General features: G+C 71.2%; 20 protein-coding genes. All 20 read right to left on the reverse strand.

Going from position 1 to position 19,304, the window contains the following annotated elements; genetic code table 11:
* Window positions 1-2 precede the first annotated feature (2 nt).
* Entirely contained in the window at window positions 3-551 is a 549-nt protein-coding gene (rimM, locus tag G515_RS0102900; RefSeq protein WP_211220923.1) for a ribosome maturation factor RimM, read from the reverse strand.
* Between the two features lie 227 nt (window positions 552-778).
* On the reverse strand, window positions 779-1,018 hold the full coding sequence (locus G515_RS0102905; RefSeq protein ID WP_028658927.1) for an RNA-binding protein: 240 nt from the start codon (window positions 1,016-1,018) through the stop codon (window positions 779-781).
* A gap of 5 nt (window positions 1,019-1,023) precedes the next feature.
* A complete protein-coding gene (gene rpsP, locus G515_RS0102910; RefSeq protein WP_028658928.1) occupies window positions 1,024-1,485 on the reverse strand; it encodes a 30S ribosomal protein S16 in 462 nt (153 codons plus the stop codon).
* Between the two features lie 202 nt (window positions 1,486-1,687).
* Complete coding sequence (locus G515_RS0102915; RefSeq protein WP_028658929.1) at window positions 1,688-2,761, reverse strand: amidohydrolase family protein; 1,074 nt, start codon at window positions 2,759-2,761, stop codon at window positions 1,688-1,690.
* 99 nt (window positions 2,762-2,860) lie between these two features.
* Window positions 2,861-3,232: a hypothetical protein gene (locus tag G515_RS0102920; protein WP_028658930.1), complete on the reverse strand. Its 372-nt coding sequence runs from the start codon at window positions 3,230-3,232 to the stop codon at window positions 2,861-2,863.
* Window positions 3,229-4,812, reverse strand: a complete 1,584-nt coding sequence (ffh, locus tag G515_RS0102925; protein WP_028658931.1) for a signal recognition particle protein — start codon at window positions 4,810-4,812, stop codon at window positions 3,229-3,231. Before ffh ends, G515_RS0102920 begins: the two co-directional genes overlap by 4 nt.
* Before the next feature lie 187 nt (window positions 4,813-4,999).
* Window positions 5,000-7,219, reverse strand: a complete 2,220-nt coding sequence (locus tag G515_RS19245) for a [protein-PII] uridylyltransferase (RefSeq protein ID WP_051217777.1) — start codon at window positions 7,217-7,219, stop codon at window positions 5,000-5,002.
* Window positions 7,220-7,367: 148 nt separating this feature from the next.
* A complete protein-coding gene (locus tag G515_RS0102935; RefSeq protein ID WP_028658932.1) occupies window positions 7,368-7,706 on the reverse strand; it encodes a P-II family nitrogen regulator in 339 nt (112 codons plus the stop codon).
* Between the two features lie 46 nt (window positions 7,707-7,752).
* Entirely contained in the window at window positions 7,753-8,091 is a 339-nt protein-coding gene (locus G515_RS0102940; protein ID WP_028658933.1) for a P-II family nitrogen regulator, read from the reverse strand.
* Window positions 8,088-9,353: an ammonium transporter gene (locus G515_RS0102945; RefSeq protein WP_028658934.1), complete on the reverse strand. Its 1,266-nt coding sequence runs from the start codon at window positions 9,351-9,353 to the stop codon at window positions 8,088-8,090. Before G515_RS0102945 ends, G515_RS0102940 begins: the two co-directional genes overlap by 4 nt.
* 345 nt (window positions 9,354-9,698) lie before the next feature.
* The gene (ftsY, locus tag G515_RS0102950; RefSeq protein ID WP_028658935.1) at window positions 9,699-10,886 is read right to left on the reverse strand and encodes a signal recognition particle-docking protein FtsY; all 1,188 of its coding nucleotides are present in this window, start codon (window positions 10,884-10,886) and stop codon (window positions 9,699-9,701) included.
* A 63-nt stretch (window positions 10,887-10,949) separates the two neighbouring features.
* The gene (locus G515_RS0102955; protein ID WP_028658936.1) at window positions 10,950-11,171 is read right to left on the reverse strand and encodes a hypothetical protein; all 222 of its coding nucleotides are present in this window, start codon (window positions 11,169-11,171) and stop codon (window positions 10,950-10,952) included.
* Between the two features lie 219 nt (window positions 11,172-11,390).
* A complete protein-coding gene (gene smc, locus G515_RS0102960; RefSeq protein WP_028658937.1) occupies window positions 11,391-14,936 on the reverse strand; it encodes a chromosome segregation protein SMC in 3,546 nt (1,181 codons plus the stop codon).
* Between the two features lie 259 nt (window positions 14,937-15,195).
* Window positions 15,196-15,438, reverse strand: coding sequence for a hypothetical protein (locus G515_RS19250; protein WP_036553819.1), 243 nt, complete (start codon window positions 15,436-15,438; stop codon window positions 15,196-15,198).
* A 74-nt stretch (window positions 15,439-15,512) separates the two neighbouring features.
* Window positions 15,513-16,475, reverse strand: coding sequence for a bifunctional DNA-formamidopyrimidine glycosylase/DNA-(apurinic or apyrimidinic site) lyase (mutM, locus tag G515_RS0102970; RefSeq protein WP_028658938.1), 963 nt, complete (start codon window positions 16,473-16,475; stop codon window positions 15,513-15,515).
* 15 nt (window positions 16,476-16,490) lie between these two features.
* Complete coding sequence (gene rnc, locus G515_RS19255) at window positions 16,491-17,147, reverse strand: ribonuclease III (RefSeq protein ID WP_425411225.1); 657 nt, start codon at window positions 17,145-17,147, stop codon at window positions 16,491-16,493.
* Window positions 17,148-17,235: 88 nt separating this feature from the next.
* On the reverse strand, window positions 17,236-17,421 hold the full coding sequence (gene rpmF / locus G515_RS0102980) for a 50S ribosomal protein L32 (protein ID WP_028658939.1): 186 nt from the start codon (window positions 17,419-17,421) through the stop codon (window positions 17,236-17,238).
* 79 nt (window positions 17,422-17,500) lie between these two features.
* Window positions 17,501-18,070 carry a YceD family protein gene (locus G515_RS0102985; protein WP_036553821.1) on the reverse strand — a complete coding sequence of 190 codons (570 nt, stop codon included), beginning with the start codon at window positions 18,068-18,070 and terminating at the stop codon, window positions 17,501-17,503.
* A gap of 73 nt (window positions 18,071-18,143) precedes the next feature.
* Window positions 18,144-18,671: a pantetheine-phosphate adenylyltransferase gene (coaD, locus tag G515_RS0102990; RefSeq protein WP_051217783.1), complete on the reverse strand. Its 528-nt coding sequence runs from the start codon at window positions 18,669-18,671 to the stop codon at window positions 18,144-18,146.
* On the reverse strand, window positions 18,668-19,228 hold the full coding sequence (gene rsmD / locus G515_RS0102995) for a 16S rRNA (guanine(966)-N(2))-methyltransferase RsmD (RefSeq protein WP_028658942.1): 561 nt from the start codon (window positions 19,226-19,228) through the stop codon (window positions 18,668-18,670). Before rsmD ends, coaD begins: the two co-directional genes overlap by 4 nt.
* Between the last annotated feature and the right edge of the window lie 76 nt (window positions 19,229-19,304).

Consider the following 19,304-nt stretch of genomic DNA (forward strand, 5'->3'; position numbering starts at 1 on the left):
GCTCAGGCCTCGTCGGGCAGCGGGGTGACCAGGCCGGGACGGTCGGCGATGACGACCCGCCGTTCGGCCAGGTCGACCACCGGCACCAGTACCTTCACGAACGGCACCAGCGCATCGCGCCGATCCGGCGTCCGGATGCTGAGCAGGTCCTGCGCTCCCCCGTGCAGCACCCTGGTCACCTCACCGAGTTCGCGGCCGTCCTCGTCGTAGGCGCGCAGCCCGATCAACTGGTGGTCGTAGTACTCGTCGGGGTCATCCGGGGTGTCGGCCGCCGACACGGCGGCATAGAGCAGGGTTCCCCTGGCGGCCTCGGCGTCGTTGCGATCGCCGATCTCCTCGAAGGCCACGTGCAGCACCTGCTTGTTCCAGCGGGTGCCTTCCACGGTGAGTTCGGTGGCGGCGTACGCCGATCCCTTGGGCGGCTCGGCTCGCAACCGGGCCCCCTCCGCGAACCGGCGCTCCGGCTCGTCGGTGCGGACGTCGATGGTCACCAGCCCCTGGAGCCCGTGGGGCTTGCCGATGCGTCCGACCAGGACCTCGATGGATTCCACGCAGCGCAGCCTAGTGTCGCGGCGCGGCGTCCTCGAACTCCTCGTCGCCCGGGTGGGGCCGGGACCTCCTGGACAGTGACGCACCGTGTGGGCCGAAAGCGGCCCGGGAGCGCAACTTTCCCCGGTGAACCGGTGAAAGTTGCGCGTCACCAACACGACGACAACGGGCGCCACCCCGAAGGATGGCGCCCGTCATCGGCGTACTGTGCGGCCTCGGCCTGAACGGCTCAGCGGCGGTCGACGTCGACGAAGTCGACGCGGGCGCCGCCCCGGCCGGCCAGGGCGTTGATCACGGTGCGGAAGGCGGACGCGGTGCGTCCGCCTCGCCCGATCACCTTGCCGAGGTCGTCGGGGTGGACCCGGACCTCGAGGATGGAGCCCCGGCGCAGCTGCTTGTCACGCACACTCACATCGTCGGGGTGTGAGACCACACCGCGGACGAGGTGCTCGAGTGCGTCGGCGAGCATCCGGCTCAGGCCTCGGACTCGGTGGCCGGCGCGTCGGCGGCCGGAGCGGCCTCCTCAGCAGCGGGCTCGGCCGGAGCCGCGTCCTTCTTGGCCTTGCTGGTCACGGCGGCACCGGAGGGCTCGGAGTGAGCCTCGGCGAGCGCCTTGTTGAAGATCTCGAGCTTGTCGGGCTTCGGCGGCGCGGTCTTCAGCGTGCCCTCCGCACCCGGGAGGCCCTTGAACTTCTGCCAGTCGCCGGTGATCTCGAGGATGCGGGCGACGGCCTCGCTCGGCTGGGCGCCGACGCTGAGCCAGTACTGGGCCCGCTCGGAGGTGACCTCGATGAACGAGGGCTCCTCCTTGGGACGGTACTTGCCGATCTCCTCGAGCACCCTGCCGTCGCGCTTCTTGCGCGAGTCGACGACGACGATGCGGTACTGCGGCACACGGACCTTGCCGAGGCGCTTCAGGCGAATCTTGACGGCCACGTTTGTGGTGTCTCCTTGGACGAATCGATGTGGGTGAAGACCGCTCGTCCGACGTGGGGACACCGGCAGAAGTCTTCGATGGGCTCTGCGTCGCTCGGGTGAGAGGGTCCGGGCGCGCAGGACTCAAGGGAGAAGTCTGCCAGAACGCCTCTGCGCTGGGAAATCGGAGTGGTCGTCGACGGCGGCCCGGCCGAGCCCGTGCTCAGGCCACCACGCGGCCGCGCAGGACCACGCGCGCCGGTCGGGCCAGCACGCTCGGGTCGGTGCGCGGGTCCGTGTCATAGACCACGAAGTCGGCCGGGTCGCCCTCACCGAGACCGGGGTTCCAGCCCAGCCACTCCCGGGCCCGCCAGGAGGCGGCACCCAGGGCGTAGTCGAGGGGCAGACCAAGATCTGCCATCGCCACGATCTCACCGGCGATGTTGCCGTGTGCCGTCGCGCCGCCACCATCGGAACCGGCATAGAGCGACACCCCGGCCTCGTAGGCGGCCATGATCGTGTCGCGGCGGCGGGTGTGGAGGTCGGTCATGGTCGCCGCGTACGTCGGGAAGCGCGCCGCGCCCGCCTCGGCGTACTCGGGGAACTTGTCCAGTTGCATCACCGTCGGCACCAGAGCGATGCCGCTCCCGGCCATCGCCTCGACCAGGTCCGCGCTCAGCCCGGTGCCGTGCTCGATGCAATCGATGCCGGCGTCGATCAGGCCGGGCAGGACCTGGTTGCCGAAGCAGTGGGCGGTCACCTTCGCACCGTGCTGGTGGGCCACCGCGATCGCCTCCGCGAACACCTCCTGCGGGAACGACGGCCGCAGATCGCCGTCCTCGCGCGAGATCCAGTCACCGACCAGCTTCACCCAGCCGTCACCGCGCTGCGCCTCCTGGGCGACGTAGGCCGCCAGTTCGCCCGGCTCGACCTCGTGCGCGTAGTTGCGGATGTAGCGCTTGGTGCGCGCGATGTGGCGGCCGGCGCGGATCAGTCGCGGCAGATCCTCGCGCTCATGGATCCAACTGGTGTCGGCAGCCGACCCGGCATCGCGGATCAGTAGCGCCCCGGCGTCCCGATCGGCGAGCGCCTGAGCCTCGGTGGCCGCCTCCGAGATCGCGCCGTTCTCGTCCAGACCGAGATGGCAGTGTGCGTCCACCAGACCGGGCAGGATCCAGCCGGAGGCCGCGGTCTCGGCGCCGGCCTGCTTCTCTCGGGTGATCCGCCCGTCGACGACGTACAGCTCCGCCGTCTCACCGTCGGGGAGCACCGGACCGGAGAACCTCAAGGAAGTCACGCACCCGAACCTAGCGCGTCGTCGCGATCGGCCGTGCCTGGCAGGTCCGACGGGAGCGGCCACGTCCGCGCTGCCGGCTCAGCGACCTGGCCGGATCGGTCAGAGCTGGTCGAGCAGCCAGTTCGGTGACACCGGGGTGGCTCCTCCGCAGCGCGCCTGGAGCATCCGGTCGGCGGTGACCACCGTGGTGCGGGCGCCCGAGGACACCGCTGCGCGGACCTCCTCGACGATCGCGCTGTCGCCGTCGCGGGGGGCATGGACGGTGCGGACGTGCCCGTCCCGGCCGGCCTTCACACCGCCCTTGGCCTTGCCCTCGAGCACCAGGACGACCTGGTCGTGGGGCAGATCGGCGACCAGCAGCCCCTCGTGCAGTCGACGGGCCGCTCCCGCCCGGTCCCGCCACCAGCCATCGGGCCGTGCGCCGACGACGTTCGCGCCGTCGACGACGAGCACGGTGCCCGGCGTGCTCACTTCAGGTACTTCGAGAAGTCCTTGGGGAGGTCGAGCGAGGCAGCGGCCTGCTCGTAGTCGAAACCTTCCTCGCCCGCGGGCACACCGAACGGGTTGGCGCCGGCACCGGACTTCTGCTGGGAATCCTTGGCCGCGTCCTGCTGCGCCGCCTTGGCGGGGTTGCCCGACTTGCGGCGGCCCTTGGACTTCTTGCTCTGCGCCTTCTGCTTGGCGCCGGCCCGCTTGCCAGCTCCGGGGAGGCCCGGCATCCCCGGCATCCCGGGCATGCCCGGCATCCCGCCGCCCTTGGCCATCTGGGTCATCATCTTGCGGGCCTCGGTGAACCGGTCCACCAACTGGTTGACGTCGGAGACCTGGCGGCCCGAACCGTTGGCGATACGCCGGCGCCGGGAGCCGTCCAGGATCTTGGGGTTGGCCCGCTCGGCGGGGGTCATCGACTGGATGATCGCCTGGATCCGGTCGATCTCGCGCTCGTCGAAGTTGTCCAACTGCTCGCGGAACTGGCCCATCCCGGGGAGCATCCCCATCAGCTTGCTCATCGAGCCGAGCTTGCGCAGCTGCTGCATCTGCTGGAGGAAGTCGTCGAGGGTGAAATCGCCGCCGCTGAGCTTCTCCGCCGCCTTCTGCGCCTGCTCGGCGTCGAAGGCCTTCTCGGCCTGCTCGATCAGGGTGAGCATGTCGCCCATGTCGAGGATCCGCCCGGCCATCCGGTCGGGGTGGAACAGGTCGAAGTCGGTCATCTTCTCGCCGTTGGAGGCGAACATGACCGGCTTGCCGGTGATCGAGACGATCGAGAGCGCCGCGCCACCGCGGGCGTCGCCGTCGAGCTTGGTGAGGACGACGCCGTCGTAGCCGACCCCGTCGAGGAACGCCTGCGCCGTGGTCACGGCGTCCTGGCCGATCATCGCGTCGACGACGAAGAGCACCTCGTCGGGCCGGACCGCGTCGCGGATGTCGGCGGCCTGCTGCATCATCTCGGCGTCGACACCGAGCCGGCCGGCGGTGTCGACGATGACGACGTCGTGCAGGGTGCGCTTGGCCTCCTCGACCGACGCGCGGGCGACCGCCACCGGGTCACCGACGCCGTTGCCCGGCTCGGGGGCGAAGACGGGGACGCCGACGCGCTCACCGTTGACCTGGAGCTGGGTGACGGCGTTGGGTCGCTGCAGGTCGCAGGCGGCCAGCATCGGGGTCTTGCCCTGATCCTTGAGCCACCGGGCCAGCTTGGCCGCGAGCGTGGTCTTACCGGCACCCTGGAGACCCGCCAGCATGATCACGGTGGGCCCGGACTTGGCGTACCGGAGCCGCCGGGTGTCGCCGCCGAGGATCTCGATCAGCTCGTCGTTGACGATCTTGACGATCTGCTGGGCGGGGTTCAGCGCCTGGCTGACCTCCTCGCCCCGGGCACGCTCCTTGACCGCGGCCACGAACTGCTTGACCACCGGCAGCGCGACGTCGGCCTCCAGCAGCGCGATCCGGATCTCACGCGCGGTGGCGTCGATGTCGGCCTCGGAGAGGCGACCCTTCCCCCGCAGGTTCTTGAAGGTGTCTGCGAGCCGATCGGAGAGCGTGGCGAACAAAGCGGCTGGGTCCTCGTCTGGTGGAGCGGATCGGCGGCCGCGGGTCGTTGCCGGACAGGTGCCGGACACTCGGGCCGCCGAGGGCGGACGTACGTCGGCCCCAAGACTAGTCGGACCGTCCTGAGAGTGCCGCACTCGCGCAGCGGCCGCCCGACCTCGTCCGCGCGGACATCGGCCGGGCGACCTGTCACCCCGAGAGGGCTGCGCGGACGGCGTGGGCGGCCTCGGCGGCGCGCAGGTCCGTCAGGGCGCCGGCGAACGGCTCCTGGAGGTAGAACACGTCGACCGCCTGGGGTCCGAGGGTGTCCACGTGGGCGGAGCGGATCGAGATGTCCAGTTCGGCCAGCGCGGCGCACACCCGGTGCACGACACCCGGCTGGTCACGAGTGCGGACCTCCAGCACGGTGGCTCGGGAGGACGCCTCGGGTCGGATCACCACCACCGGCTCGGGCACCGAACCCGGCCCCGGGAGGGGCACCGGGTGGAGACGCGCCGGGTCCAGACGCCCGTCCCGAAGCGCCTCGAAGCGGGTGCGCAGCAGCCCCGCCTGAAGGTGCTGGTCGGCGACGTCCCACTCCGAGACGCCGTACTGGTCCTGGCTCCACACGTGGGCGGCCCGGATCTCGATCCGGTGCAGGGCGAACAACGCCGTCAGGTCGGTGAGCAGCCCGACCCGGTCGGGCGCAACCGCCCGTACCCGCTCCCCGTCGGCGGTACGTTCCACCTCGATCGCCACGCCGCCCGCCTGGGCCTCGAGGGGGATCGGGACCTGCTGCCGGGACGGCGTCTGCGGCGGTAGCCCGGAATCGAGAGCGCTTCGCGCCCGGTAGGCGAGGCCCGTGATCAGCTGCGCCCGCCAGGACGACCAGGCCTGCGGACTGGCCGCCCGCGCATCGGCCTCGGCCAGTGCCAGCATCAGGTCGACCGCGAGCGGTGAGGTGAGCCGCTTGGTCAGCAGCGTCACCGTCGCGGGGTCCTCCGGGTCGCGGGTGGTCGCGGCCGTGCCGAGCAGCAGGTGTTCGCGCACGAGCGTGCCGATCAGGTCGACAGCCGCCTCGTCGAAGCCCATCCGCCGCGCCACGTCCCTGGCCAGCGGCTCGCCCGCCGCGGCATGGTCGCCCAGCCCGCCCTTGCCGATGTCGTGCAGCAGCGCGGCGACGACGAGGACGTCGGGGCGCGGCACCCGACGGATCAGTCTGGACGCCTCGATGCAGGTCTCGATCACGTGCCTGTCGACGGTGAACCGGTGGATCGCCGAGGCGTGCGGGAGCAGTCGGATGCGCTCCCACTCCGGCAGCAACAGTCGCAGCGCCCCGGTCTCGTCGAGTGTCTCCCAGACGTCGAGCAGTCCGTCGCCGGAGGCGAGCAGCCGCACCATCAGCTGTCGTGCCTCGGTCGGCCACGGGTCCGGCAGCACACAGCCGTCCCTGGCCAGCCGGGCCGCGGTCGGCGGGGCGAGGACGACGTCGCGTTCGGCCGCGACGACGGCGGCGCGGAGCAGCAGCAACGGGTCCTTGGCCGGACGCGCAGAGGCGTCGAGCACCACCTCTCCCCCGCTGAGTGCCACTCCAGGCGCCACTCCCTCCAGCCGCGGGCGGCGCGCCTGGCCGCCGCTGGGACGACGCAGCACGCCCTCCACCCGTCGCCAGGCCAGGTGGGAGAGGTGGGTGAGCCGCCGGCCGAGCCGGCGCACGTGCACCTGGGCGGCGTAGGCGTCCTCGAGCTTGAGCCGGTCGGCCAGGTCGCCCCACATCTCGGGAGGGATCCGGTCGGTGGCTCGTCCGGACAGGTCGTGGACATGGTCGCGAACGTCGAGCAGCGACTGACGACACCGCTCGAGGTCGCTGTGGGAGACGTCCACCAGCCAGGTGGCCACCAGTGCACGCAGCACGGTCGCATCCCGCAGCCCGCCGGCCGTCTCCTTGACGTCGGGGACCGAGACATGGGCCAGTTCGCCGGACCGCTCGTGCCGCCGGGACACCAGGTTGCGGAGTTCGGGCAGCCGCTCCCGGGCCTGTCGGCGCCACTGCGCCAACATCGTGCTGCGAAGCCGCAGGGTGAGGTTGGGGTCGCCGGCCAGGTGCCGCAGGTCGAGCAGGCCCAGCGCGACCCGGAGGTCGGCCTCCGCGGCCGCGGTCATCTCGGGGAAGGAACGGACCGCATGGTCCAACTCCACCCGTGCGTCCCACAGCGGATACCAGACCTGGGCCGCTACCTCGCCCGGGTCGACCCCCTCGTCGTGGACCAGCACGACGTCCAGATCCGAGTACGGCGCCAGCTCGGCCCGTCCGTAACCGCCGACCGCGACCAGGGCCACGCCCTCCTCCGGCCCACCCACGGACTCGTAGGCCGACCGGCACAGTTCGTCGGCGGTCCGGGCCCGCTCGGCCCGCTCCTCCGCGGTCATCCTCGGCCCCCACCGGCTCGGTCACGGTGAGGTGCCCGCGGTGCTCCCGGCCGAGGGCGTCGTCGCGGCAGCTGCGAGGAGACCCGGACGGGCCCGGTGCACGTGTTCCGCGCACCGGGCCCATCGAGGTGTCGCTGCGGCGAGGACGTCACAGGGCCGCGTCGTCGCGGTCGCCGGTGCGGACCCGGACCACCGTCTCGACGGTGGAGACCCAGATCTTGCCGTCGCCGATCCGGCCGGTGTGGGCGGACTCGCCGATCACATCCACGACCGAGCGCACCTGGTCGTCGGGAAGGACGACCTCGAGCCGGATCTTGGGCACCAGCGCTACGTCGTACTCGGCACCGCGGTAGACCTCGGTGTGGCCCTTCTGCCGCCCGTAGCCGCTGACCTCACTGACCGTCATGCCGGTCACGCCGACCGCCTCGAGCGCGGCACGGACGTCCTCCCACTTGTGCGGCTTGATCACCGCGGTCACCAGCTTCATGGTGTCGGCTCCCATCCGTGCGGTCGTCGGGTCGGGTGGACTCGGTTCACAGGGCGGCTTCGTCCCGGTCGCCGGTGCGGACCCGGACCACCGAGTCCACCGAGGAGACCCACACCTTGCCGTCCCCGATCCGACCCGTCTGCGCGGCCTTGACGATCAGGCCCACCACATCGATGGCCTCCTCGTCCTCGACCACGATCTCCAGCCGGATCTTGGGAACCAGGGCGATGTCGTACTCCGCCCCACGGTAGACCTCGGTGTGGCCCTTCTGCCGCCCGTAGCCGCTGACCTCGCTGACCGTCATGCCGGTCACGCCGAAGGTCTCGAGCGCCTCGCGGACGTCTTCCCACTTGTGCGGCTTGATCACCGCGGTCACCAGCCTCATGCCAGGACTCCCTTCGAGCTACCCAGTTCGTACGCCGACTCGCCGTGCTCGGTCGAGTCGATACCGGCGACCTCGTCCTCGTCGGCGATTCGCCAGCCTAGGGTGAACTTCACGATCAGGCCGACGATCAGGGTGGCGACACCCGACCAGAGGACCGCGAACAGGGCGACCACGACCTGGGTGACCAGCAGCGCGAGGCCGTCGCCGTAGAACAGGCCGCCGTCGGTGGCCAGGAAGCCGATCGCGACGGTGCCGACCAGGCCGCCGACCAGGTGCACGCCGACCACGTCGAGCGAGTCGTCGTAGCGGAACCGGTACTTCAGGCCGACCGCCAGCGAGCAGAGCACGCCGGAGACCAGGCCGAGGATGATCGATCCGATCGGGGAGAGCGCACCACAGGCCGGGGTGATGGCGACCAGACCGGCGACCACACCCGAGGCGGCACCCAGCGAGGTGGCGGTGCCGTCGCGCAGCTTCTCGATGATCAGCCAGCCCAGGATGGCCGCGGAGGCGGCGACGGTGGTGTTGACCCAGACCAGGCCGCCCTCGTAGGCGAAGGCCTCGGCGATGCCCTCCTCGGGCGCGATGAAGGAGCCGACGTTGAAGCCGTACCAGCCGAACCAGAGCAGACCGGCACCGAGCATGGTGAGCGTCAGGTTGTGCGGCTTCATCGGCTCCCGGCCGAACCCGAGCCGGCGGCCGATGAGCAGCGCGAGGACCAGACCGGCCACACCGGCGTTGATGTGGACGACGGTGCCACCGGCGTAGTCGACCGGCACCGCGTCACTGAAGAAGCCCGGCAGTGCGCCGTCGGCGTCGCTGAGGAAGCCACCGCCCCAGACCATGTGGGCCAGCGGGAAGTAGGACAGCGTCACCCACAACGGAAGGAAGAGCATCCAGGCGGAGAACTTCACCCGGTCGGCGATCGCACCGCTGATCAGCGCCGCGGTGATGATCGCGAACGTCATCTGGAAGGCGACCGTGAGGAAGTCCGCGGTGCCGGAGTCGACGATATCGGTCAGCCCGAAGACGTCGAACGGGTTCGCGAAGAGCAGGCCCACGTCGTCGCCGCCGTAGCTCATCGAATAGCCCCACAGGACGTAGACGACGGCCACGACCCCCATCGCGCCGAACGACATCATCATCATGTTCAGCACCGACTTCGACCGCGTCATACCGCCGTAGAAGAGTGCCAGCCCGGGCGTCATCAGCAGCACCAATGCAGAGCAGACGAGCACCCAGGCGATCAGCCCGATGTCCATGGAACCTCCAGAGTTTCCTACGTGACTGTGGCGTGACCGGCTCCCTCTGGAGCCGGTCAACCCCGAGTGGTCACAGGTTGGTCGTCGGAGATTTCCGTGCTCGTCCCGCCTTGTTTCGGCCCGGTAACGGGTCAGCCCGGCAGGTAACGGATGTGTTTCGCGCCACAGCCATCAGTCGCCCCAGGCCAGTGGCCGACCGGCCCGGCAGGGGGTCCACCGACACCATCGCCCGGGTCGGATGGTGGTCTCGGCGACGAGCTGGGGCGCAACCGCTCCACGCCGCAGTCGATGCGCGAGCCTGCGCGCAGCACCCTGGGCCCCAAGAGCCGCCCGCCGGTCAGCCGATCAGCCGAGCAGGGCGTCGACGAACGCCTCCGCGCTGAACGGAGCCAGGTCGTCGGGGCCTTCGCCGATGCCCACCAACTTCACGGGTACGCCGAGTTCACGCTGCACCTGCACGACGATGCCGCCCTTGGCCGAACCGTCCAGCTTGGTGAGCACGATGCCGGTGACATCGACGATCTCGCTGAACACGCGGGCCTGGATGAGGCCGTTCTGACCGGTGGTGGCGTCCAGGACCAGCAGCACCTCGGTCACCGGAGCCTGCTTCTCGATCACCCGCTTGACCTTGCCGAGCTCGTCCATCAGGCCGGCCTTGTTCTGCAGCCGGCCGGCGGTGTCGACCACCACGGTGTCGGCCTGGGTGTCGAGACCCTCCTTGACCGCGTCGAAGGCGACGCTGGCCGGGTCGCTGCCCTCGGGGCCGCGGACGACGTCGACGCCGACGCGCTCACCCCAGGTGGCCAGCTGCTCGACCGCCGCCGCCCGGAACGTGTCGGCCGCGCCGAGCACGATGGAACGGTCCTCGGCGACCAGGATGCGCGCGATCTTGCCGACGGTGGTGGTCTTGCCGGCTCCGTTGACGCCGACCACCAGCACCACTCCCGGAGCTCCGTCGGCGCCGCTGATCTGGAGGCGGCGGTCCATGGTCGGGTCGACCAGCTTGACCAGCTCCTCCCGGAGCACCTGCTGGGCGTCGCCCGCTGCGGAGCCCTCCACCCGGAGGCGGGTGCGCAACTGCTCGACCAGCTCCTGGGTCGGCGCCACACCGACGTCGGCGGTGAGGAGGGTGTCCTCGATGTCCTCCCAGGTGTCCTCGTCGAGCCGTTCACGGCTCAGCAGCGCCAACAGGCCGCGCCCCAGCCCGCTCTGCGATCCGGCCAGGCGCTGACGCAGCCGGACCAGCCGGGATGCGGTGCCTTCCGGCTTCTCCAGGGCCGGCGCGGGCGGCTCGATGACCTCCGGCTCGGCGACCTCCGGCTCGGCGACCGGAGGAGCCTCCCCCTCGACCACCTCGTCGGTGGGCTGCTCGGTCGAGGGAGCGGGTGTGGGCGGCGGCGTCGCCACATCGGTGGACGCCTGCCTCGGCGCCTGCTTACGGCGCCTGCTCGAGGTGACCAGGCCGACGCCCAGCACTCCCAGCAACAGCACCGCCAGCACGGCGATGAGCACGATCAGTTCAACCCCAGACATGGGGCACATCCTCTCAGAGCCGGCCGATGATCCCACCGTCGCCCGGCACCGAGCAGGCCTACCTCATCGCCGTACGGCGTCTTCGTGGTCCCGCCGCTCCGCGGTGCGAGGTTCCTGGTCGACCTGCGGGAGCACGGACTTCACGGTGTCCACGACCCTGACGATCCCGTTGCCCAGCCACTGCGCGCCCGGTGTCTCCTCACCCCGGTGCGGGAACGCGACGTAGAGCAGCACCAGCCCCGCCAGCGCCACGATCACGAACATCACGATGATGATGGCCACCATGCTTGCGGTCCTCCCCAGGATCAGGATCAGCGCGGCCGAGGAAGGCGCGAGATCGGTAAAATCGTACGCCGTCCACGCTGTCACACCGACGGCGGTCCCCGCCGTACCAGGAGCGTGAACAAGCAGTGACATGCCTGACACCCACACCCCCCACCCGCAGCCCCCACCCGCCGACCAAGCGCAGCCCACCCGGGACGATCGGTGCATGCGCCCGTCGGATCAGGCCGGCTCGGTCTCCCGCAGCCGCTGGCTGATCACGGTGGAGACGCCGTCGCCGCGCATGGTGACGCCGTAGAGCGCGTCGCCGACCTCCATCGTGCGCTTCTGATGGGTGATGACCAGGAGCTGGGAGTTCTCCCGGAGTTCCTCGTAGATCTCCAGGAGTCGGCCGAGGTTGGTGTCGTCCAGTGCCGCCTCGACCTCGTCGAGGATGTAGAACGGGCTCGGGCGGGCCTTGAACAGAGCGACCAGGAACGCCACCGCGACCAGCGAACGCTCGCCCCCGGAGAGCAGCGAGAGGCGTTTGACCTTCTTGCCCGGTGGCCGGGCCTCCACCTCCACGCCGGTGCCGAGCATGTCGCCCGGGTCGGTGAGCACCAGCTTGCCCTCACCACCGGGGAAGAGGCGCCGGAACACGTGGTCGAAGGCATCGCGAACGTCGCGCCAGGCCTCGGTGAAGACCTCCTCGACCCGGGCGTCGACCTGGCTGACGATGTCGAGGAGATCCTTGCGGGTGCTCCTCACGTCCTCCAGCTGCTCGGTGAGGAACTTGTGTCGCTCCTCCATCGCGGCGAACTCCTCCAGGGCGAGCGGGTTGACCCGGCCCAGCTGGGCCAGTGCCCGCTCAGCGGCCTTGAGCCGTGTGGTCTGCTCGGCGCGGTCGTAGGCGATCGGCTCCCGCTCCCGACCCTCGTCGTCGGGTGGTTGGGGCACCGCCTGATCCGGTCCGTAGTCGGCGGCGAGGGCGTCGGCATCGAGCCCGACCTCCTCGAGCGCCTTCTCCTCCAGCTGCTCGATCCGCATCTGCCGTTGGGCGCGGGCCAGCTCGTCCCGGTGGGCGGAGTTGACCAGCTCGTCGTGGGAACGGCCCAGGTCGCGCAGGGTGGCACGCACGTCCATCAGCTCGGTCTCCCGCTCCCGGCGGGCCGCTTCGATCTCGGATCGGGCAGCGGCGGCCTGCTGCACCGACTGCTCCAACCGGGACAGCACCCACGTCGCCGCCCGCTCCACCGCTGCGGCGCGCTCCCCCTCCACACGCAACTGCTCGCGTCGCCGGGCGGCCCTCGCCCGGGCGTCTCGCTCGGCCCGTGCCGAGCGCAGCAGGGTCTCGGCCCGCCCATGCAGGGCCCGGGCGCGCTCTTCGGCGGTGCGCAATGCCAGCCGGGCCTCCATCTCCCGCTGCCGGGCCGCGCGGGCGGCCTCCACGAGCTCCTCGCGCACGCCGTCCTCGGGCTCCTCCTCGGGTGCCTCCTGCGCCGTGGCGAGTCGGCTCTCCAGCTCGGCGAGCCCGGCCACCGCCTCCTCGCGCGCCTCTCGGGCGCGGGCGATGGCCTCGTCGAGTCGCTCCGCCTCACCACGCGAGGCCCGGGCGGACGCGCCGTACTGCGCCAACTCCTCGGCCACCGCGGCCAGTCGCGCGTCGGACTCGTGCAGCTTGGCCAGGGCCACATCGACACGCTGCTGGGCTGCCAGGCGCTCGCCCTCCAGCCCCGAGGTCTCGAAGGTCAGCCGCTCGGCCGCGGCACCCGCGTCGGCCAGTTGCGTCTCCGCCTCCTCGATCGCGGCCCGGACTTCGATCAGGCTGGGCCTGCTCGAGGACCCACCGGACGCGAGGCGGGTGCCGAGCAGATCCCCGTCGCGGGTGACCGCCGTGATGGACGGCTCGGCAGCCACCAGGCTGCGCGCCGCGTCGAGATCGTCCACGACCGCCACCCGGTCGAGCAGCCCGACCAGGGCCGGCCGCAGCTCGTCGGCACACGAGACCGCCTCGACGGCGTACGTCGCACCGGAAGGTAGATCGGGCCGATCGGCATCCGGCGCCTCAGAACCACCGATCAGCAGGGCCGCACGTCCGAGATCCTCGCTCTTGAGCAGGCCGATCGCGTCCACGGCGGCGTCGGTGCCGCTCACCGCGATGGCGTCGGCGGTCAGCCCCAGGGCAGCGGCCACCGCGGTCTCGAAGCCGGTGCGCACGCTGACCAGGGCCGCCACCGAGCCGAGCAGCCCGTCCACCCCCGGCTCGGCAGCCAGCAGCGCTCCGGCGCCGTCCTTGCGCTCCAGACCGAGCTCGAGGGCCTCCTTGCGGGCGGCCAGCGCGCTCCGGCGCCGGTCCGCCTCCGCGGCTCCCTCACGCACCTTGATCAACCGCTGCTCGAGGTCGTCGAGGACTGCCGCCGCCGCCTCGTGCTCGGCGTCGAGCCCCTCCTCGCCGGCGTCCAGCCCCGCCACCCGGGTCTCCAACGCGGTGAACTCATGCTGAGCCTGGGCGGCGCGGGCCAGGGCTGCGGCGCGCGCCTCCTCCAGGCGTCCGACCTCCTCGTCCGCGGCCCGGGCCCGGGAGCGCCGGGTCTCGACCTGGCCGTGCAGCCGGGCGAGCCCCTCGCGTCGGTCCGCCGCGGCCCGCTGGAGGGCGGCGAGTCGGTGCTCCTCGGTGGCCGCGGCGTCCTCGGCCTCGGCACGCGTGGAGACCGCGCGCTGCAGGGTGGCGGTCAGCTCGGCGACCTCGGTCTCGATCTCCTGCTCGTGAGCGCGCGCCTGCTCCGCCTCGGACTCCAACTGCTCGGGGTCACGACCCTGACGATCCTCGTCGAGGGCGCCGGCGGCCGCGTTGCGCACCCGCTCCGCCGCCAGCGACCGAGTGCCGCTGAGCCGCTCGCGCAGCCCGCTGAGCCCGAACCAGGTCTCCTGGGCAGTGGCCAGGGCCGGAAGGTCCTCGCGCAGCGTCTCCTCGAGTCTCGCCTCCGAGCCGCGGGCGGCCTCGAGCCGCTCCTCGACCCCGCGCCGCCGCTCCAGAAGCGCCGCCTCGTCCGCCTGCTCCTGGGCGAGCGAGGCCCGGGCCTGCACCAGGTCGTCGGCCAGCAGCCTGGCCCGCGCATCCCGGACGTCGGCCTGCACGGTCGCCGCCCGCCTCGCGACCTCGGCCTGTCGGCCGAGCGGCTTGAGCTGGCGCCGGATCTCGGCCAGCAGATCGGTCAGCCGGTGCAGGTTGGCCTCGGTCGAGTCGAGCTTGCGCAGCGCCTTCTCCTTGCGCTTGCGGTGCTTGAGGACCCCGGCTGCCTCCTCGATGAAGCCTCGGCGATCCTCGGGGGTCGCGTGCAGGATCGAGTCGAGCTGGCCCTGCCCGACGATGACATGCATCTCGCGCCCGATGCCGGAGTCGCTGAGGAGTTCCTGGACGTCGAGGAGCCGGCAGGTGGTGCCGTTGATGGCGTACTCGGACCCGCCGTTTCGGAACATGGTGCGGCTGATCGTCACCTCGGCGTACTCGATCGGCAGGGCACCGTCGGTGTTGTCGATGGTGAGGCTGACCTCGGCCCGCCCGAGTGGGGACCGGCCCGAGGTGCCGGCGAAGATGACGTCCTCCATCTTGCCGCCGCGCAGCGACTTGGCCCCCTGCTCGCCCATCACCCAGGCGAGCGCGTCGACGACGTTGGACTTGCCCGAACCGTTCGGCCCGACGATGCAGGTGATCCCCGGCTCCAGTTGGAGCGTGGTCGAGGACGCGAAGGACTTGAACCCCTTGAGGGTCAGGCTCTTCAGATACACGCGCTCTCCCTTGCCTCCGGGTCACCTGTCCGGCCGACACGCGGCGGTGCCCGCAGCGTGGGGGAAGCTCGGCCCGTTCACCCTAACCCGGCCCACCGACGGTTCGCGGGAGGCGGAAGGAGGCGCGCTGTCGCAACCGACGACAGGTGCCACGAGGGAGCGGTCTCCCGCGGACGAGCGTGGTCACGCCCCGCCACCAGGGCAGGCCGAACCGCGGTCCGCCAGGTCACGCGCATACCGGGCCCGAGGACCGGTGGGATCAGACGGGCTGCATCTCCTGCTGGATCTCGCGATCCAGATCGGCGTCGAGACCGTGCTCGAGGTCCGGGTGGCCCTCGAGGGTGTCCGGGTGGCGCGCGAGGAGGACGTCCTTCTCCTCCTCGAGCTGCAGGATGAGGTCCTGCAGCTCCTGCACCCGCGCACGCAGACGACTGTTCTCGACGACCAGGAGGTGGGGGTTGCGAATGTCGCTGGGGAGGTAGCCGACAAGCGCCTTGGCCATGAAGTGTCCTTAGGGAGTCGCTCGACGGCCCGAAACCGGGCCGTCTACAAGGTTCGCACCGATGGACGCAGGGGTCAATCCGAGCGCTGACGGACCGCCTGGCCACGCCGGGGAGTACGCCGCGGAACCGGCTGGCAGACCGGGCAGAAGTAGGACGACCTGTTCATGAACGCGACCCGCCGGATCGGACTACCGCACCGGTCACATGGTTCGTCGACCCGGCCGTAGGCGTGCAGGGAGCGGTCGAAGTATCCGGACTCGCCGTTGACGTTGACGTAGAGCGCGTCGAAGGACGTGCCCCCTTCGTCCAGCGCGTCGGTCATCACCGCACGCGCTTGCCCCAGCAGGTCCAGCACCTGGGTGTGGGTGAGGCGACGACCCGCGCGGTCGCCGTGCAGCCGGGCCCGCCACAGTGCCTCGTCGGCGTAGATGTTGCCGACGCCGGAGATGACCGTCTGGGTGAGGAGGAGTCGCTTGATGCCGGACCCGCTACGGCGTACTCGCCGGCTGAAGGCCACCTCGTCGAACTCCGGGTCGAGCGGGTCCCGCGCGATGTGGGCGATCTCCGGCGGCAACTCCGCTCCCCCGGGACTCAGCGCCAGCCCGCCGAACATCCGCTGATCGACGAAGCGCAGCTCCAACGCGGGCGTCGGGTCCGGCGCGACCGAGGCCGCACCGGACTCCGCGGCCGGGACGGGTACGCCGGGTACGCCGGCCGAGACCGTCGGAGCCAGGGTCAGGCGGACGCGAAGGTGTCGCTCATCGGGGTGGCCGACGGGCTGGACGAGCAGTTGGCCGCTCATCCCGAGGTGGGCCATCAGGGCGTCGCCGGAGTCGAGCGGCAGCCAGAGGTACTTGCCGCGGCGTCGGGCACCGAGCAGGGTGCGGCCGGTCAGTTCGGCGGCGAAGCCGGAGGATCCGCTGGGGTGCCGGCGTACCGGCCGATCGTGGAGCACCTCGACGGCGGTGACGGTGGCACCGACCACGTGCCGTTCCAGGCCTGCGCGGACGACCTCGACCTCGGGGAGTTCGGGCATCTGGGTGCGGCCGGGTCAGTGCCCGCCGGCGGCGCTGCCCGGAGCGCCGTACTGCTCGACGATCTCGCCGTACGCCGTCTCCGCGGCGGCCTGCTCGGCCTCCTTCTTGGAGCGGCCCACGCCGTTGCCGTGCAGGGCGCCACCGACCCGCACCTGCGCGGTGAAGGTCTTCATGTGGTCGGGTCCCTCGTCGGCGATGACGTATTCGGGGACACCGAGGCCACGCTCGGCGGCGATCTCCTGCAGCGAGGTCTTCCAGTCCAGCCCGGCGCCGAGCGCGGAGGCCGCCTCGATCAGCGGGTCGAAGAGCCGGTGGACCAGGACCGTCGAGGTCTCGATCCCGCCGGAGAGATGCACCGCGCCGATGACCGCCTCGACGGTGTCGGAGAGGATCGAGGCCTTCTGCCTGCCTCCGGTGGCCTCTTCACCGCGGCCGAGCTTGATGTAGGACCCGAGATCGATACCGCGGCCGACCTGGGCGAGCGCACGCGCGTTGACCACGGCGGCGCGCAGTTTCGCCAGACGCCCCTCGGAGAGATCCGGGTGCGCCAGGTAGAGCGTCTCGGTCACGACGACGCCGAGGACCGAGTCGCCCAGGAACTCCAGGCGCTCGTTGGTCGGCAGTCCGCCGTGCTCATAGGCGTAGGACCGGTGCGTGAGCGCGAGCTCCAACAGCTCGGGGTCCAGGATGGGATCCCCGAGCTGGGAGCGTAGCTCGATGTAGTTCGTCAGGGCCTTGAGCCTGATCGTGCGGGTCGCCTCAGATGACCTGACGGCGGTCCGACTTGGCGCCGTACTGGCCGCACTCGCCGCACGCGCGGTGCGGGAGGTGCTTGGCACCGCAGGCGGGGTTCGCGCAGGTCACCAGCGAGGGGGCCACGGCCTTCCACGCCGAACGGCGGTGACGGGTGTTGCTGCGCGACATCTTCCGCTTCGGGACAGCCACGATTCTCTCCTCTAACCAGGACCGGTCTCATGACCGGCCACGTCTATCTTCCACATCCGTGCCGGCGGCGCCGGCTCGGTCAGTCTGGGTCCCGCGGTGAGTCCTGCTCCGGCTCGAGGTGGGCCAGCTTGGCCCACCGCGGGTCGATCGCGGCCTCGTGCGAGTGGTCCGGGTCGTCTGCCAACCTGGCTCCGCACTCGGTGCAGAGGCCGGGACAGTCATCCTGGCACACCGGCTGGAAGGGTAGTGCGAGCACCACCGCATCCCGCAGCAGGGGCTCCAGGTCGAGCAGGTCGCCCTGGAGCATGCTGACCTCGTCGTCCTCGGAGTTCTGCTCGGAGTCGCGCGTGTCGTCGTAGACGAACAGCTCCTGGAACCGGACCTCGGTCTCGTCCTCGATCGGCTCCAGGCACCGCACGCACTCCCCCGCGAGCCCGGCCTGCGCCGAGCCCGTGAGCAGCACCCCTTCCATGACCGCCTCGAGCCGCAGGTCGAGTGTGACCGGCGAACCCTCGGGGACACGAAGGACTTCGATGCCAAGATCTGCGGGTGCCGGAACCGTCCGCGTCACCTCATGCTGGGACCCCGGGCGGCGGCCGAGCTCGCGAGTGTCGAGCACGAGCGGCGCTCTCGGGTCCAAGCGGGTCAGGAGATCACTTCCGGTGTCGGCACAAACAGATCGGCAAGAATCCTAACCGCCCCGCGAACGCGGGAGCAAAAGCTCACCTGCCCAGCTTGGCGCCCAGCGCCCTCAGCACGTGCGGCGGCACCAGGGCGGAGACGTCGCCGCCCATCGAGACGACCTCCTTGACCAGGCTCGAGGAGACGAACTGGTACGCCGGGTCGGTGGTCAGGAAGACCGTGTCGATGCCGGTGAGGTGACGGTTCATCCCGGCCATCGGCATCTCGTACTCGTAGTCGGTGACCCCGCGGATGCCCTTGACGATCGCCACCGCGTCCAGGCTGCGCGCGTAGTCGACGATCAGACCGTCGAACTCTTCCACCCGCACGTTGGGCAGGTGCTCGGTGGCCGTCCGGAGCAGGTCCAGCCGCTCGTCGGGGCCGAAGAGCCGCGAGGAGGACGGCTTGGCCCGGTTGACGCCGATCGCCACGACCACCTCGTCGAAGAGCCTGGCCGATCGCTCGAAGATGTCGACGTGCCCGAGGGTCACCGGGTCGAAGGAGCCCGGGCACACCGCCCGGGTCGCCTCGGGACGGGGGGCGGCGGGGCGGCGCGATTCCTGGGTCACGGCGCGTGACCGTACCAGAGCCGGGTCTCGCCGTACTTGCGCCCGCGAATGTCCGTGAAGCCCTCCGGCCAGTCCGGCTCCGGACTGCGAGAACCCCGCTCCACCACGACCAGGGCCCCCGGCACCAGCCAGCCGTAGGCCGCCAGCGCGGCGAGGTCGGCGGAGACCTCCTCCTCGCCGAGCGGGTACGGCGGATCGAGGAAGGCCACGTCGTACGGCGCCGCCGGCGGGTGCGTCAGGACGCTCCGGACGGTGCCCACCACCACGTTGGCGCGGTGGAAGCCCAGGCTCCGCGCGTTGTCCTTGACCAGGCCGGCGGTACGACGGTCCGACTCGACCATGGTCACGATGCCGGCGCCTCGCGACCATGCCTCCAGCCCGATCGCCCCCGACCCGGCGTACAGGTCGAGGAACCGGAGCCCGGACAGCGAACCGCACCATGACTCGATCGCGGAGAACAGGGCCTCCCGCACCCGGTCGGTCGTGGGGCGGGTCTGGGCACCCTTCGGCGTGCTGATCCGCCGGCCACCCACCTCGCCGCCGATGATCCGGGTCATCTCCACACCCTCTCATCGCTGTTCTCGCCGGGCAGCAGCTCGCGGCCGGTGGGTGGTGGGCCCGGGCATCGCTGGG

Source organism: Nocardioides insulae DSM 17944, from assembly GCF_000422825.1.
GTDB classification, from domain to species: Bacteria; Actinomycetota; Actinomycetes; order Propionibacteriales; family Nocardioidaceae; genus Nocardioides; species Nocardioides insulae.

Excerpts from the sequence above, each read along its gene's own strand:
- G515_RS0102905 (WP_028658927.1), bottom strand. The coding sequence starts at position 1,018 with ATGCTCGCCGACGCACTCGAGCACCTCGTCCGCGGTGTGGTCTCACAC.
- G515_RS19245 (WP_051217777.1), bottom strand. The coding sequence starts at position 7,219 with ATGACCGCGGAGGAGCGGGCCGAGCGGGCCCGGACCGCCGACGAACTG.
- G515_RS0102935 (WP_028658932.1), bottom strand. The coding sequence starts at position 7,706 with ATGAAGCTGGTGACCGCGGTGATCAAGCCGCACAAGTGGGAGGACGTC.
- G515_RS0102940 (WP_028658933.1), bottom strand. The coding sequence starts at position 8,091 with ATGAGGCTGGTGACCGCGGTGATCAAGCCGCACAAGTGGGAAGACGTC.
- G515_RS0102945 (WP_028658934.1), bottom strand. The coding sequence starts at position 9,353 with ATGGACATCGGGCTGATCGCCTGGGTGCTCGTCTGCTCTGCATTGGTG.
- ftsY (WP_028658935.1), bottom strand. The coding sequence starts at position 10,886 with ATGTCTGGGGTTGAACTGATCGTGCTCATCGCCGTGCTGGCGGTGCTG.
- G515_RS0102955 (WP_028658936.1), bottom strand. The coding sequence starts at position 11,171 with ATGGTGGCCATCATCATCGTGATGTTCGTGATCGTGGCGCTGGCGGGG.
- G515_RS19250 (WP_036553819.1), bottom strand. The coding sequence starts at position 15,438 with ATGGCCAAGGCGCTTGTCGGCTACCTCCCCAGCGACATTCGCAACCCC.
- mutM (WP_028658938.1), bottom strand. The coding sequence starts at position 16,475 with ATGCCCGAACTCCCCGAGGTCGAGGTCGTCCGCGCAGGCCTGGAACGG.
- rsmD (WP_028658942.1), bottom strand. The coding sequence starts at position 19,228 with ATGACCCGGATCATCGGCGGCGAGGTGGGTGGCCGGCGGATCAGCACG.